The 14,180-nt window shown below is 64.7% G+C and carries 16 protein-coding genes; 12 read left to right on the plus strand and 4 right to left on the minus strand.

Going from position 1 to position 14,180, the window contains the following annotated elements; translation table 11 throughout:
* The first annotated feature begins 20 nt into the window (after nucleotides 1–20).
* Nucleotides 21–431: a large conductance mechanosensitive channel protein MscL gene (mscL, locus tag HNR60_RS02030; RefSeq protein ID WP_184253758.1), complete on the plus strand. Its 411-nt coding sequence runs from the start codon at nucleotides 21–23 to the stop codon at nucleotides 429–431.
* A gap of 66 nt (nucleotides 432–497) precedes the next feature.
* Nucleotides 498–971 (plus strand): SsrA-binding protein SmpB, encoded by a 474-nt coding sequence (gene smpB / locus HNR60_RS02035; protein WP_184253768.1) that lies wholly within the window; start codon nucleotides 498–500, stop codon nucleotides 969–971.
* Between the two features lie 121 nt (nucleotides 972–1,092).
* Here the strand turns inward: smpB and HNR60_RS02040 are convergent, their stop codons facing one another.
* Nucleotides 1,093–1,731: a uracil-DNA glycosylase gene (locus HNR60_RS02040; RefSeq protein WP_184253770.1), complete on the minus strand. Its 639-nt coding sequence runs from the start codon at nucleotides 1,729–1,731 to the stop codon at nucleotides 1,093–1,095.
* Between the two features lie 21 nt (nucleotides 1,732–1,752).
* Nucleotides 1,753–2,379 (minus strand): LabA-like NYN domain-containing protein, encoded by a 627-nt coding sequence (locus tag HNR60_RS02045; RefSeq protein ID WP_184253772.1) that lies wholly within the window; start codon nucleotides 2,377–2,379, stop codon nucleotides 1,753–1,755.
* 343 nt (nucleotides 2,380–2,722) lie between these two features.
* Between HNR60_RS02045 and rpoZ the strand changes: the two genes are divergently transcribed.
* The 9 genes from rpoZ (at nucleotide 2,723) to recO (ending at nucleotide 10,951) form a co-directional block, all read left to right on the plus strand.
* A complete protein-coding gene (gene rpoZ, locus HNR60_RS02050) occupies nucleotides 2,723–3,115 on the plus strand; it encodes a DNA-directed RNA polymerase subunit omega (protein ID WP_184253774.1) in 393 nt (130 codons plus the stop codon).
* Nucleotides 3,116–3,510: 395 nt separating this feature from the next.
* Complete coding sequence (locus tag HNR60_RS02055; RefSeq protein WP_184253776.1) at nucleotides 3,511–5,796, plus strand: RelA/SpoT family protein; 2,286 nt, start codon at nucleotides 3,511–3,513, stop codon at nucleotides 5,794–5,796.
* A 30-nt stretch (nucleotides 5,797–5,826) separates the two neighbouring features.
* Nucleotides 5,827–6,594, plus strand: a complete 768-nt coding sequence (locus HNR60_RS02060) for a pyridoxine 5'-phosphate synthase (RefSeq protein WP_184253778.1) — start codon at nucleotides 5,827–5,829, stop codon at nucleotides 6,592–6,594.
* Entirely contained in the window at nucleotides 6,591–7,010 is a 420-nt protein-coding gene (gene acpS / locus HNR60_RS02065) for a holo-ACP synthase (RefSeq protein ID WP_184253780.1), read from the plus strand. Before HNR60_RS02060 ends, acpS begins: the two co-directional genes overlap by 4 nt.
* 267 nt (nucleotides 7,011–7,277) lie before the next feature.
* Nucleotides 7,278–8,036, plus strand: a complete 759-nt coding sequence (gene lepB, locus HNR60_RS02070; protein ID WP_184253782.1) for a signal peptidase I — start codon at nucleotides 7,278–7,280, stop codon at nucleotides 8,034–8,036.
* The gene (gene rnc, locus HNR60_RS02075) at nucleotides 8,033–8,833 is read left to right on the plus strand and encodes a ribonuclease III (RefSeq protein WP_184253784.1); all 801 of its coding nucleotides are present in this window, start codon (nucleotides 8,033–8,035) and stop codon (nucleotides 8,831–8,833) included. The genes lepB and rnc overlap by 4 nt, the downstream gene beginning before the upstream one ends.
* A gap of 4 nt (nucleotides 8,834–8,837) precedes the next feature.
* Complete coding sequence (gene era / locus HNR60_RS02080; protein ID WP_184253786.1) at nucleotides 8,838–9,770, plus strand: GTPase Era; 933 nt, start codon at nucleotides 8,838–8,840, stop codon at nucleotides 9,768–9,770.
* An 8-nt stretch (nucleotides 9,771–9,778) separates the two neighbouring features.
* Nucleotides 9,779–10,159, plus strand: a complete 381-nt coding sequence (locus HNR60_RS02085; RefSeq protein ID WP_184253788.1) for a hypothetical protein — start codon at nucleotides 9,779–9,781, stop codon at nucleotides 10,157–10,159.
* A 42-nt stretch (nucleotides 10,160–10,201) separates the two neighbouring features.
* Complete coding sequence (gene recO, locus HNR60_RS02090) at nucleotides 10,202–10,951, plus strand: DNA repair protein RecO (protein WP_184253790.1); 750 nt, start codon at nucleotides 10,202–10,204, stop codon at nucleotides 10,949–10,951.
* A 9-nt stretch (nucleotides 10,952–10,960) separates the two neighbouring features.
* On the opposite strand, the gene HNR60_RS02095 is transcribed toward recO, so the two are convergent.
* Entirely contained in the window at nucleotides 10,961–11,200 is a 240-nt protein-coding gene (locus HNR60_RS02095) for a hypothetical protein (RefSeq protein ID WP_184253792.1), read from the minus strand.
* A 164-nt stretch (nucleotides 11,201–11,364) separates the two neighbouring features.
* On the opposite strand from HNR60_RS02095, the gene parC reads away from it, so the two are divergent.
* Entirely contained in the window at nucleotides 11,365–13,620 is a 2,256-nt protein-coding gene (gene parC / locus HNR60_RS02100) for a DNA topoisomerase IV subunit A (RefSeq protein ID WP_184253794.1), read from the plus strand.
* A 216-nt stretch (nucleotides 13,621–13,836) separates the two neighbouring features.
* On the opposite strand, the gene HNR60_RS02105 is transcribed toward parC, so the two are convergent.
* On the minus strand, nucleotides 13,837–14,037 hold the full coding sequence (locus tag HNR60_RS02105; protein WP_184253796.1) for a hypothetical protein: 201 nt from the start codon (nucleotides 14,035–14,037) through the stop codon (nucleotides 13,837–13,839).
* Nucleotides 14,038–14,180: the final 143 nt, after the last annotated feature.

The following is a 14,180-nucleotide window of genomic DNA, read 5'->3' on the forward strand; positions in this document are numbered from 1 at the left end:
AACCACGCGGGAGGATCGCCGTGCTGAAGGAATTCCGCGAATTCGCCATGAAGGGCAACGTCGTCGATCTGGCAGTCGGCGTCATCATCGGGGCTGCGTTCGGCGCGATCGTGTCCTCGCTGGTCGGCGACATCATCATGCCGCTGATCGGTGCGATCACCGGTGGGCTCGACTTCTCGAACTACTTCACCGGGCTGTCGAACGCGGTGACCGCGACCAACCTCGCCGACGCCAAGAAGCAGGGCGCGGTGCTGGCCTGGGGCAATTTCCTCACCCTGACGCTGAACTTCCTGATCGTCGCCTTCGTGCTGTTCATGGTGATCCGCTTCATGAACCGGTTGAAGCGCAACGACGACGCGAAGCCGGCGCCTAAGCCGACCCGGGAAGAAGAGCTGTTGACCGAAATTCGCGATCTGCTGAAGACCAGATAGACTAGACGTCGTGGCCGGGCGTTGTCCGAACCGAACCCGAGCGAACGCCCAAAGGCAATTTGAGATATGGCCGAAAGTAAAGAACGCCCGATCAAGGTGATCGCGGAAAACCGCAAGGCGCGGTTCAATTATGCGATCGAGGACACTTTGGAAGCCGGCATCGCGCTGACCGGGACCGAGGTCAAATCGATCCGCAACGGCAAGTCGACGATCGCGGAATCCTACGCCGATCCGAAGGACGGCGAGATCTGGCTGATCAACGCCAATATTCCGGAATATCTGCAGGCCAACCGCTTCAACCACGAGCCGAAGCGGCCGCGCAAACTGCTGCTGCACAGAAAGCAGATCAACAAGCTGATGGGCGCGGTGGAGCGCCAGGGCATGACGCTGGTGCCGCTGAAGATGTATTTCAACGAGCGCGGCCGGGTGAAGCTGCAGCTCGCGCTCGCCAAGGGCAAGCAGCTGCACGACAAGCGCGACACCGAGAAGAAACGCGACTGGGGCCGCGAGAAGGGCCGCATCATGCGGGCGCGGGGCTGAGTGTTCGCGCCGCCCTTGCGGCGTGGTGCGCTGCAGATCCGGGGCCGTTACGGGCGCTGCCTTTGCGACGGTCCCGGCTCGCGGAGCAGCGTAAAGAACGCTGCCTGCGTCCGGGACACGCTCAACCGAGATCCTTGCGCACCTTGGCGAACACGTCGCGGAACATCTGCGGCGTCAGCACCCGCGTATTGGTGTTGTAGCGCGAGCAATGATAGCTGTCGTACAGCGTGCGGGTGCCGGCCGGATGCACCGCGCCGTGGGAAAACGGCGCCGCGACGGCGCGTAGCCCGAGCGCTTTCACCGTCGAATCATGCGCCACCCGGCCGAGTGCCACGATGGCGGTGAGCCGCGGCATGGTCTCCAGCACCGCGGAGAGGAATTGCCGGCAGGTGTTGATTTCGACCGGCAGCGGTTTGTTCTGCGGCGGCACGCAGCGCACCGCATTGGCGATCCGGCAATCGACCAGCCGCAGCCCGTCGTCGGGCCGCGCCTGATAGACGCCTTTGGCAAAGCCGTATTCGATCAGCGTGGCGTAGAGCAGGTCGCCGGCAAAGTCGCCGGTGAACGGCCGGCCGGTGCGGTTGGCGCCCTGTAACCCCGGCGCGAGGCCGACGATCAAAAGCTTGGCGTCGGGATCGCCGAAGGTGGGGACGGGGGCGTTGAACCAAGACGGCTCGCGCAAGCGCGCGGCTCGGCGAAATTCGGCGAGCCGCGGGCACAGCGGGCAGTTGCGGTCCGGTTCGGTCTTTGCGACGGCCATCGCCGTCGAACCACTCCGCGCTTAGTCTTCGAACTCGTCATCCTCGGCGCGCGGCGCCGTGGTGGCGGCGCGCTGCAGGAACTGCGGGGTGTGGCGCGGTTCGCGCGGGGCAGGGCGCTCCGCCGGGTCGCGGCCGAGCTTGGACTGCAGCTCCACCAGGTCGGTAAACACGTCGGCCTGGCGGCGCAGCTCGTCGGCGATCATCGGCGGCTGGCTGGAGATCGTCGAGATCACGGTGACGCGGACGCCGCGGCGTTGCACCGCCTCGACCAGCGAGCGGAAGTCGCCGTCGCCGGAGAACAGCACCATCTGGTCGATGTGCTCGGCCAATTCCATGGCGTCGACCGCGAGCTCGATGTCCATGTTGCCCTTGACCTTGCGGCGGCCGGAGGCGTCGATGAATTCCTTGGTCGCCTTGGTGACGACGGTATAGCCGTTGTAGTCGAGCCAATCGATCAGCGGCCGGATCGACGAATATTCCTGATCCTCGATGATGGCGGTGTAATAGAACGCCCGCACCAACGTGCCACGGCTCTGAAATTCCTTGAGCAATCGCTTGTAATCAATATCGAAGCCAAGCGTCTTCGCGGTGGCATAAAGGTTGGCTCCGTCAATGAAGAGCGCGATTTTGCTGCTAGCAGAGGACATCAAGTTTTCTCACGGTCGGTTTGTTGTTAAGGTTTTTGGCGCGGCGCACTGCCACGCATTTCAAAGGCGCGTTTCTGGGCGTAAAATTCCCGGCAGACCGAGACAGTCACCACTGCTGGCTGAACAACGCAAGCGAGGTGAGTGTATACTTTTGTGAGGGCAATACAGGCGTTTTGTTGACCTTCTCCCACGGCAAAATGGTTTTTTCGCACCCGCCGCCGTGCCGCCGGAGGCCGGCGATCCGGGCGGCGAAGGGCAAATTGGTTCTTGCAGAAACCCCTAACCCCCTATACCTAGCGGGTCATAACCCGCATTTTCGTCCCATTTAACGGAGCGACAGTCGATGGCGCGCGTCACCGTGGAAGATTGTATTGATAAGGTCGACAACCGGTTCGACCTGGTCCTTCTGGCTGCGCACCGCGCCCGGATGATCTCGTCCGGCTCGCAGCTCACCATCGATCGCGATAATGACAAAAATCCGGTGGTTTCGTTGCGGGAAATTGCCGAGCAGACCATTTCGCCCGAGGATCTGCGCGAGGAACTGGTGCATTCGCTGCAGAAGTTCGTCGAGGTCGACGAGCCCGAGCCCGACACCGTGCCGCTGATCGGCTCCGCCGGGGCCAGCGTCGATGCCGACGACACCGAGGTGGCGCCGGAGCGGATGACCGAGGAAGAGCTGCTGAAGGGCCTGGAAGGCCTGGCGCCCCCCGAGGAGCAGCCCGAGGAAGACGAATAGCGCTGCGCTTTCGTCCCGACTCAGAGTTTTTTTTGCGGCCCGGACGGTTTCCGGGCCGTTTTCTATTCGGCACGTGCAGAGCTGGCGTGCGGCGCAATCGCCGATTGCGGGTGTACGAGGTGCGGCCGCGGTCCTAAGACTGATGGCAATTCGAGCAGCAGCGAAACGGCTTCACTTCATCACAAAACACTCTAAAGTCGTGAACTTGTCCTTCGTTCTGTTGCACGAATCCGCGATCGGAAGACGTCGACTCCGACCGTCGAAGGCGATGAATATGCTTTCATTTCTGGTCGGCGCCGCGGTCTGACGGCGCGCCTTTGGCCAGGATGACGGCGTGGTTTGACGCTTCGCCCGCGGAAATCCCAGAGCTTGCGCGGCAAAGAGGTTGCGATTGGATGGCCTATTGGAGCCGTAATTCACGGCAGATGGAGGCCGCGGCCGGAACGGTCGCGGTGTTGAAGCCGGCTGCGGTGAAGCCGTCGCGGCCGCGCTCGCGGATGATGCGGCAGTACGACCTGGTCGAGCGGGTCCGCTCCTACAATCCGGATACCGACGAAGACCTTTTGAACCGCGCCTATGTCTACGCCATGATGGCGCATGGCGAGCAGACCCGCGCCTCCGGCGATCCGTATTTCTCGCATCCTTTGGAAGTCGCCGCGATCCTCACCAATCTGAAGCTGGACGACGCCACCATCGTCGCGGCGCTGCTTCATGATACGATTGAAGATACCGAGGCAACCCGCACCGAAATCGACAATATCTTCGGTCACGAGATCGGCGCGCTGGTCGAAGGTCTGACCAAGCTGAAGCGGCTCGAGCTGGTCTCCCGCGAGGCCAAACAGGCGGAAAACCTGCGCAAGCTGTTGCTGGCGATCTCCAACGACGTCCGGGTGCTGCTGATCAAGCTCGCCGACCGGCTGCACAATATGCGCACCCTGGAATTCGTGCCGCCGGCGTCGCGGCAGCGGATCGCCGAGGAGACCCTGGACATCTATGCGCCGCTGGCCGGCCGCATGGGCATGCAGGAGATGCGCGAGGAATTGGAAGACCTCTCGTTCCAGAGCCTCGACCCCGACGCCTTCGCGGTGGTGATGCAGCGGCTGGATTCCCTGGCCGAGCGCAACCGCAACCTGATCGGCGAGATCGAGACCCAGCTCTCCGCCAACCTCGCCAAGAACGGCCTCTCCGCCGAGGTCACCGGCCGCCGCAAGCGGCCGTTTTCGATCTGGACCAAGATGGAGCGCAAGTCGGTCGGCTTCGAGCAATTGTCCGACATCTACGGCTTCCGCGTCGTGCTGAAGGACGTCGAATCCTGCTACCGCGCGCTCGGCGTGGTCCATACCACCTGGCCGGTAGTGCCGGGGCGGTTCAAGGACTACATCTCGACGCCGAAGCAGAACGACTACCGCTCGATCCACACCACGGTGATCGGTCCCGGCCAGCAGCGCGTCGAGCTGCAGATCCGCACCGAGGAGATGGACCAGATCGCCGAGATCGGCATCGCTGCGCACGCCTTCTACAAGGACGGCGTCGGCTCGCCGACCGAGATGCTGAAACGCGAGAGCAACGCCTTCGCCTGGCTGCGCCACACCATCGAGATCCTGTCGGAAAGCTCCAATCCCGAAGAGTTTTTGGAGCACACCAAGCTCGAGCTGTTCCACGACCAGGTGTTCTGCTTCACCCCGAAGGGCAAGTTGATCGCGCTGCCGCGCGCCGCCAACGTCATCGATTTCGCCTATGCGGTGCACACCGACGTCGGCAATTCGGCGGTCGGCTGCAAGATCAACGGCAAGTTCGCGCCGTTGTCCTCCGAATTGCAGAACGGCGACGAGGTCGAGGTGCTGACCTCGGCGGCCCAAGAGGCGCCGCCGTCGGCCTGGGAATCGCTGGCGGTGACCGGCAAGGCCCGCGCCGCGATCCGCCGCGCCACCCGCACCGCGGTGCGCGATCAATATGCCGAACTCGGCCGCCGCATCGTCGAGCGGTTGTTTTCCCGCGCCAAGATCGATTACGCCGACGACAAGCTGAAGGGCGCGCTGCCGCGGCTGGCGCGGCCCTCGATCGACGAGGTGATGGCCTCGGTCGGGCGCGGCGAATTGCGCGCGTCTGACGTCGCGAGGGCGATGTACCCGGACTACAAGGAGGAGCGCGTCGGTCGCTTCGTCACCAGCAACCGCAAGGCGACCGCCGACCGGGTCAAGACCCCCGACGGCGCCGGTCGCTTCACCTCGATCATATCGGTCGGCGGTGTCAATTCCGACCTGCCGGTGAAGTTCGCCCCGAACGGCGGCGCGGTGCCGGGGGATCGCATCGTCGGCATCATCACGCCGGGCGAGGGCATCACCATCTACCCGATCCAGTCGCCGGCCTTGAAGGATTTCGAGGAAGAGCCGGAGCGCTGGGTCGATGTGCGTTGGGACGTCGACGAGTCCTCGCCGCAGCGTTTTCCGGCGCGCCTGTTCGTGCAGAACGTCAACGAGCCCGGCAGCCTGGCGCAGATCGCCCAGGTGATTGCCGACCATGACGGCAACATCGACAATATCAGCATGCACCGCCGCTCGCCTGACTTCACCGAGCAGAACATCGATATCGAGGTCTATGATCTCAAGCATCTCAGCGCGATCATCAACCAGCTCCGCGCCAAGGCAGTGGTCGCCAAGGTCGAGCGGGTGAATGGCTAATTCTTCGTTCCTGGTCCTCGCGAGTTCTCCATGTCCAAAGCCCTTCCGCTGCGCCTCGGCGTCAATGTCGATCACGTCGCCACGCTGCGCAACGCCCGCGGCGGCAAGCATCCCGATCCGTTGCGCGCGGCGCTGGCCGCGATCGAGGCCGGCGCCGACGGCATCACCGCGCATCTGCGCGAGGATCGCCGGCATATCCGCGACGCCGACATGGCGCGGTTGAAGGCGGAGATCTCCAAGCCGCTGAACTTCGAAATGGCGGCGACCCCCGACATGGTGCAGATCGCGCTGGCCACGAGGCCGCACGCGGTCTGCCTGGTGCCGGAGCGCCGCGAGGAGGTCACCACCGAGGGCGGTCTCGACGTCATCGGCCACCACAACACGCTGGCGCCGTTCATTGCGCGCTTCAACGATGCGGGCATCCGCACCTCGCTGTTCATCGCCGCCGACCCGGCGCAGATCGAGATGGCGGCGAAGCTGCACGCGCCGGTGATCGAGATCCACACCGGCGCCTGGTGCGACGCGGTCGAGGCCGGCAATACGGCGAAGGCCGAGGCGGAATGGCAACGCATCGTGGCCGGCGCCAAGCTGGCGCAATCGGTCGGCCTCGAGGTGCACGGCGGCCACGGGCTCGACTATGCGACCGCGCAGACCATCTCGGCGCTGCCGCAGATCGCCGAACTCAACATCGGCTTCCATCTGATGGGCGAGGCGCTGTTCGTCGGTCTTTCCGAATCCATCCGCAGGATGCGCGCCGCGATGGCGCGCGGCCGCGAGAGTCTCGAGGCAACCGCATGATCCTCGGCATCGGCTCCGACCTGATCGACATCCGCCGCGTCGCCAAGGTGATCGAGCGCCACGGCGACCGCTTTCTCGACCGGGTGTTCACCGAGGTCGAGCGCGCCAAGGCTTCGCGCCGCGCCAAGAGCGAGAAAATGGTGGTGGCGACCTATGCCAAGCGGTTCGCCGCCAAGGAAGCCTGCTCCAAGGCGCTCGGCACCGGGATCCGCAACGGCGTGTGGTGGCGGGATATGGGCGTGGTCAACATGCCCGGCGGCCGGCCGACCATGGCGCTGACCGGCGGCGCCAAGGCGCGGCTCGACGCCATGACCCCGCCGGGATATGAGGCCCGGATCGACCTGTCGATCACCGACGACTGGCCGCTGGCGCAGGCCTTCGTCATCATTTCGGCGGTAAGTATCAGCCAGGGGTAACCCCGCCGGGCCTGGGCAGTTTTCCGGCGCAAACTAAAAAACGTCGATATATCATAGTATTAGGAAGTTTTCCGGGAGCCGTTGATTGCGCGGGATGAAACAACGGTCTAAAACCCGCGCGGAGTCTCCATCGGCTCGCGGCGCCCCGCGGGCCGCGACCCGCGGGCCGGGGGAATCGCCCACCACATCAAGTCTCATCGCGAAGCGGTCTCGCTTCTGTTGAGAACACTGCCGCTGCGCGGCGTACGCGACGGGAATGAGAAAGCGATGAGCGTGACCTCAGGGACAAAACCGGAAAGCGGAATCGGCGAGACCATCCGCGTCGTCATCCACGCCCTGATCATCGCGCTGGTGATCCGAACCGTGCTGTTTCAGCCGTTCAACATTCCGTCGGGCTCGATGAAGGCGACGCTGCTGGTCGGCGACTACTTGTTCGTCTCGAAATATTCCTACGGCTACAGCCACTATTCGCTGCCGCTGTCGCCGCCGATCTTCTCCGGCCGGATCTTCGGCTCGGAGCCGGCGCGCGGCGACGTCGTGGTGTTCCGGCTGCCGAAGGACGATTCCACCGACTACATCAAGCGGGTGATCGGATTGCCCGGCGACCGCATCCAGATGAGAGAGGGGCTGCTCTACATCAACGACGTGCCGGTGAAGCGCGAGCGGCTGTCGGATTTCGTCGGCGAGGACCCCTGCGGCTCCGACGCCACCGCGCGCGTCAAGCGCTGGAAAGAAACCCTGCCGAACGGCGTCAGCTATGAGTCGCTGGATTGCGTCGACAACGGCTTCTACGACAACACCAACGTCTACAACGTGCCGCCCGGCCACTTCTTCATGATGGGCGACAACCGCGACAACTCCACCGACAGCCGGGTGCTGTCGGCGGTCGGCTACGTGCCGTTCGAGAACATCATCGGCCGGGCGCAGATGATCTTCTTCTCGATCGCGGAAGGCGAACATGCCTGGCAGATCTGGCGCTGGCCGACCGCGGTGCGCTGGAATCGTATCTTCAACATCGTGCGATGAAGCAGGACAGCACCATCGAGCAGGCGCAGACCCCCGAGGACACCGCGGCTGCCCCCGAGGCGGACCGGGAGACCCCGGCGGCCCGCAAGCGACGTAGCAAGGCCGACGCCAAAGCCGCCGCCGCCGCGCTCGAAGCGCGGATCGGCCACGCCTTCGCCGACCCGCAGCTGCTGACCACCGCCTTCACCCACGTCTCGGCGCTGAAATCATCGCGCCGCGCCGACAGCTATCAGCGGCTGGAATTTCTCGGCGATCACGTGCTCGGCCTCGTGGTCTCCGACATGCTGTATCGGGCGTTTCCCAACGCCGACGAAGGCGAACTGTCGAAGCGGCTCGCCGATCTGGTGCGCAAGGAAGCCTGTGCGGACGTGGCGCGCAGCCTCGATCTCTTGGACGGCATCAAGCTCGGTTCGGTCGGTGCCGGCGCCAGCGCGCGGTTGCGCAAATCGGTGCTCGGCGACATCTGCGAGGCGGTGATCGGCGCGATCTTTCTCGACGGCGGCTATCCGGCCGCGGAAAGTTTCGTGCAGCGCAACTGGCTGGAGCGGATGCGCAAGCCGGTACGGCCGCTGCGCGACGCCAAGACGGTGTTGCAGGAATGGGCGCAGGGCAAGGGTCTGCCGACCCCGGTCTATCGCGAAGTCGAACGCACCGGGCCGCATCACGATCCGCAATTCCGGGTCGCGGTGGATCTGCCCGGTCTGGAACCCGCGGAGGGCGTTGGCGGCAGCAAACGCGCCGCAGAAAAAGTCGCAGCCTCGGTGATGCTGGCGCGGGAAGGTGTCAGTGGTGGATGAAGCTGTGAACGATACGGGCGCTGAGAATGAGGCGACGCCGGCGGAGACCCGCTGCGGCTTCGTCGCGCTGATCGGCGCGCCGAATGTCGGCAAGTCGACGCTGGTCAATGCGCTGGTCGGCTCCAAGGTCACCATCGTGTCGCGCAAGGTGCAGACCACGCGCGCGCTGATCCGCGGCATCGTGATCGAGGACCACGCCCAGATCATTCTGGTCGACACCCCCGGCATCTTCTTGCCGAAGCGCCGGCTCGACCGCGCCATGGTGAAGACCGCGTGGAGCGGGGCGCACGATGCCGATCTGGTGTGCGTGCTGCTCGACGCCCGCGAGGGCATCGACGAGGAGGCCGATGCGATCCTGACCAAGCTGTCGCAGGTCAATCATCCAAAAATCCTGGTGATCAACAAGGTCGACATCGTCTCCAAGGAAAAGCTCTTGAAGCTGGCGCAGGACGCCAACGCACGGCTGAAATTCGACGAGACGTTTATGGTGTCCGCGCTGTCCGGCGACGGCGTCGAGGACCTGCGGAAATCGCTGGCGTCCAAGGTGCCGCCGGGGCCGTATCACTATCCGGAAGACCAGATGTCGGACGCGCCGATGCGGCATCTGGCGGCGGAAATCACCCGGGAAAAAATCTTTCGGCAGCTGCACCAGGAATTGCCGTATCAGTCCACGGTGGAGACCGACACCTGGACAGAGCGCAAGGACAAATCGGTGCGGATCGAGCAGACGATCTTCGTCGAGCGCGAAAGCCAGCGCAAGATCGTGCTCGGCAAGGGCGGCGCCACCATCAAGTCGATCGGCGCGGATTCCCGCAAGGAGATCGCCGAGATTCTGGGCCAGACGGTCCACCTGTTCCTGTTCGTCAAGGTGCGCGAGAACTGGGGCGACGATCCCAATCGCTATCACGAGATGGGCCTCGAATTCCCGAAGGATTAGCGCGGATCATGGCGACGCCCAGGAATGTTCAACTGTTCGAGGCGCTGCTCTATGCCTCGCTCGGGCTCGATGCGCTGTCGGTGGCGTTCCAGGACCGCACGCCGACGCTCGATATCGGCGACGGCGTGATCATGGCGGCGAACCTGATCGCGGCCGGCCTGATCGTCACCTTGGTGTATCTGGTCTGGCTCGCCGCGCAGCGCCGCAAGGCCTGGCCGCGCTGGGTGCTGATCGGCTCGCTGGCGCTGTCGGCGGTGTCGCTGGTGCAGATCATCGGCGATTCCGGCCTGCAGTTCGACAGCTGGCTCGAGATCGTCTCGACGATGCTCACCGCCGCCGGGCTGTATCTGTCGTTCACCGGCGACGCCAAGGGCTGGTTCAACCAGTAGCCCGAGGCTGCGAAGACTCGTCCCGTCCTGTATAGTCGGCCGATGGAATGGACCGACGAAGGCATCGTGCTGGGGGTGCGGCGGCATGGCGAGAGTAGCGCCATCGTCGAATTGTTGACCCGCGGCCACGGCCGCCATCTCGGCCTGGTGCGCGGTGGCGCCGGCTCCAAGCTGCGGCCGCTGCTGCAGCCCGGCAACAGCGTGAGCGCGGTGTGGCGCGCCAGGCTCGACGAACATCTCGGCACTTACGTGCTGGAAGGCACCAGGATGCGCGCGGCGATGCTGCTGGCCTCCAGCCACGCGGTCTATGGCGTGACCCATCTGGCGTCGTTGGCGCGGCTGTTGCCGGAGCGCGACCCGCAGCCGGAGATCTACGAGCGGCTGGAGCGCACGCTGGACGATTTCGATGACGTCGGCGAGGCCGCGGTGCATCTGATCCGCTTCGAACTGACGATGTTGACCGAACTCGGCTTCGGGCTGGATCTGGCGAGCTGCGCGGCGACCGGCACGACCGCCGACCTGATCTATGTCTCGCCGAAATCCGGCGGCGCGGTGTCGCGCCAGGCTGGCGAGCCGTGGCGCGACAAACTGCTGCGGCTGCCGCCGTTCCTGCGCGAGGGCGAAGCCGCCCGCAACGACTGGTCCGACCAGGACCTGCAGGACGGCTTTGCGCTGACCGGCCGGTTCCTGCTGCGCAACGTACTGGAGCCGCGCGGGCAGGGCCATTCCGACGCCCGCGACGGATTTATCAACGCGGTCGTCCGGCTGCGGGCGCGGACTGCGGCAGAGTAGTGCTTGGAATCACGACCTGGCCCGGCGCTTGGCAACGGCGATGCGGATCTGGTTGAGGGCGTGCTCGATTTCGGGGTCGGTGACGTCGTCCGGTGCGCCCGGCGCTGGCGATTGCTTCGAAAGCTGGCCGCGGGCCTGAAGTCTCATGTTCCGGCGAATGACGAGCAGGGCCGCACTCCAGGCCAAGGCGGAAGCGACACCCGCTGCGATCAGCGGCAGGGTCATCAGCCTGATATCACGGCTGGTCATCGTCCAGCTCCAGAAACTCGGGGGACACCTTGCCCGGAAAATCTAGGACAAAGCGGCCGGGGACGCAATTCCAGCCGGCCACGGGGAACTTGAGCGTCGCCGTGGGGGACGGCAACGGCGATTCGTTTGTTGTCGAAGTCGGCGCCAGAGGGTAATCCCCCGGCATGGGAAAACGACTGATTCCGCCTGAGCCTGCGGAGATTCACGACGTCCAGCTGCGCGAGGCGCTGGAAGAGCGCTACCTCGCCTATGCGCTGTCGACCATCATGCACCGCGCGCTGCCGGATGCCCGCGACGGGCTGAAGCCGGTGCATCGGCGCATCCTCTACGGCATGCGGCTGTTGCGGCTCGACCCCGGCACGCCGTTCAAGAAATCCGCCAAGATCGTCGGCGACGTGATGGGCTCGTTCCATCCGCACGGCGACCAGTCGATCTACGACGCCTTGGTGCGTCTGGCGCAGGATTTCTCCTCGCGCTATCCCTTGGTCGACGGCCAGGGCAATTTCGGCAATATCGACGGCGATAATCCGGCCGCCTATCGTTACACCGAAGCCCGCATGACCGACGTCGCCCGGCTGCTGCTGGACGGCATCGACGAGGACGGCGTCGCGTTCCGCGCCAATTACGACGGCCAGTCGAAAGAGCCGATCGTGCTGCCGGGCGGCTTTCCCAACCTGCTCGCCAACGGCGCGCAGGGCATCGCGGTCGGCATGGCCACCGCGATCCCGCCGCACAATGCCGCGGAGCTCTGCGACGCCGCGCTGCATCTGATCGAGAAGCCGGACGCCAAGTCGAAGGCGCTGTTGAAGTGGGTCAAGGGGCCGGATTTCCCGACCGGCGGAGTCATTATCGACTCGCGCGAGAGCATCGCCGAAGCCTACGCCACCGGGCGCGGCTCGTTCCGCACCCGCGCCAAATGGCATCAGGAAGACGGCGCGCGGGGCACCTGGGTGGTGGTGATCACCGAGATTCCCTGGCTGGTGCAGAAATCGCGGCTGATCGAGAAGATCGCCGAACTGTTGAACGAAAAGAAGCTGCCGCTGGTCGGCGACGTCCGCGATGAATCCGCCGAAGACGTCCGCGTCGTGATCGAGCCGAAGTCGCGCACCGTCGATCCCGAGCTGCTGATGGAATCGCTGTTCCGGCTGAGCGAGCTGGAAAGCAAGATCCCGCTGAATCTCAACGTGCTGGTGAAGGGCCGCATCCCGAAAGTGCTCGGCCTCGCCGAATGCTTGCGCGAATGGCTCGACCATCTGCGCGACGTGCTGCTGCGCCGCTCCAACTACCGCAAGGCGCAGATCGAGCATCGGTTGGAAGTGCTCGGCGGCTACCTGATCGCGTACTTGAACATCGACAAGGTGATCAAGATCATCCGCACCGAGGACGAGCCGAAGCCGGTGTTGATGAAGGCGTTCAACCTCACCGACATCCAGGCCGAGGCGATCCTCAACATGCGGCTGCGCAGTTTGCGCAAGCTCGAGGAATTCGAGATCCGCACCGAGGACAAGAACCTGCGCGCCGAGCTGAAGGACATCAACGCGATCCTGAAATCCGAGCCCGAGCAGTGGGCCAAGGTCGCCGAGCAGGTCCGCAAGGTGCGCGAGATGTTCGGGCCGAAGACCGCGCTCGGCAAGCGCCGCACGCAGTTTGCCGATGCGCCGGAGCACGATCTCGCCGCGATCGAGGAGGCCTTCGTCGAGCGCGAGCCGGTCACCGTGGTGATCTCTGACAAGGGCTGGGTGCGCACGCTGAAGGGCCACGTCGCCGATCTGTCGGGGCTGACCTTCAAGACCGACGACAAGCTCGACAAGGCGTTCTTCGCCGAGACCACCTCGAAGCTGCTGCTGTTCGCCACCAACGGCCGGTTCTATTCGCTCGACGTCGCCAAACTGCCCGGCGGCCGCGGCCATGGCGAGCCGATCCGGATGTTCATCGACCTCGATCAGGACGCCGCGATCGTGGCGCTGTTCGTCCACACTGGCGGCCGCAAATTCCTGGTGGCCAGCCATGACGGCCAGGGCTTTATCGTCGGCGAGGACGATTGCGTCGGCAACACCCGCAAGGGCAAGCAGATCCTCAACGTCGAGATGCCGAACGAGGCGAGGGCGGTCTGCACCGTCTCCGGAGACACCGTGGCGGTGATCGGCGAGAACCGCAAACTGCTGATCTTTGGGCTCGACCAGGTGCCGGAAATGGCGCGCGGCCGCGGCGTGCGGCTGCAGAAATACAAGGACGGCGGATTGTCCGACATCGCCACCTTCACCGCCAAGGACGGCTTCTCCTGGCGGGATTCCGCCGGCCGCGAGTTCACCGCGTCGATCAAGGAATTGGCGGAATGGCGCGGCAACCGCGCCGACGCCGGCCGGATGCCGCCGAAGGGATTCCCGAAGTCCAACAAGTTCGGCCGCGGCATCGAATAGCAGCGCAAACGCGCGGCGGTCTTTCGCGTGAGATCGACGCGCTTCCAGATTCCCTAGCTGTCATTCCGGGGCGCGAGCAGCGACAGCTGCGAGTGAGCCCGGAATCCATAACCCCTGCAGGGAGAATGGATTCCGGACTTGCTCGTTCTGACGAACTCGCAATCCGGAATGACGACTGCATTTGGGTTGGATGATGCAACCCCAACCGAAGATGCTTTAGTTCTGCGGCGGCGCCGAGTGCTGCGCCGCGGGCGGCGGCACCAGGCTCTTTTTGTTCGGCTTCAGCGAGCCGGCATAGAACGACAGCCCGCCGATCAGCAGCACGGCCAGCGCATAGGCCAGATAGGCTTGCGGCGGCGTCATCAGCCAGCGCAGGCGCTGTTGCAAGGTGGCGGGCGGGCCGTTGTGTTCGCTCATGGCGCGGTTCTGCGCGAAAAATCGCTCGATGGGAAGTCGGACTTTCCCGCGTCTCGATGCCTGTTGCGAGATTCCGGGTTCGCTCGAGCTGTCGCTCTCGCGCCACCACCGATCCCCTCCGAGCGTGACTTTGCACGATCCCG

The organism is Rhodopseudomonas rhenobacensis, assembly GCF_014203125.1.
Classification (GTDB): domain Bacteria; phylum Pseudomonadota; class Alphaproteobacteria; order Rhizobiales; family Xanthobacteraceae; genus Rhodopseudomonas_A; species Rhodopseudomonas_A rhenobacensis.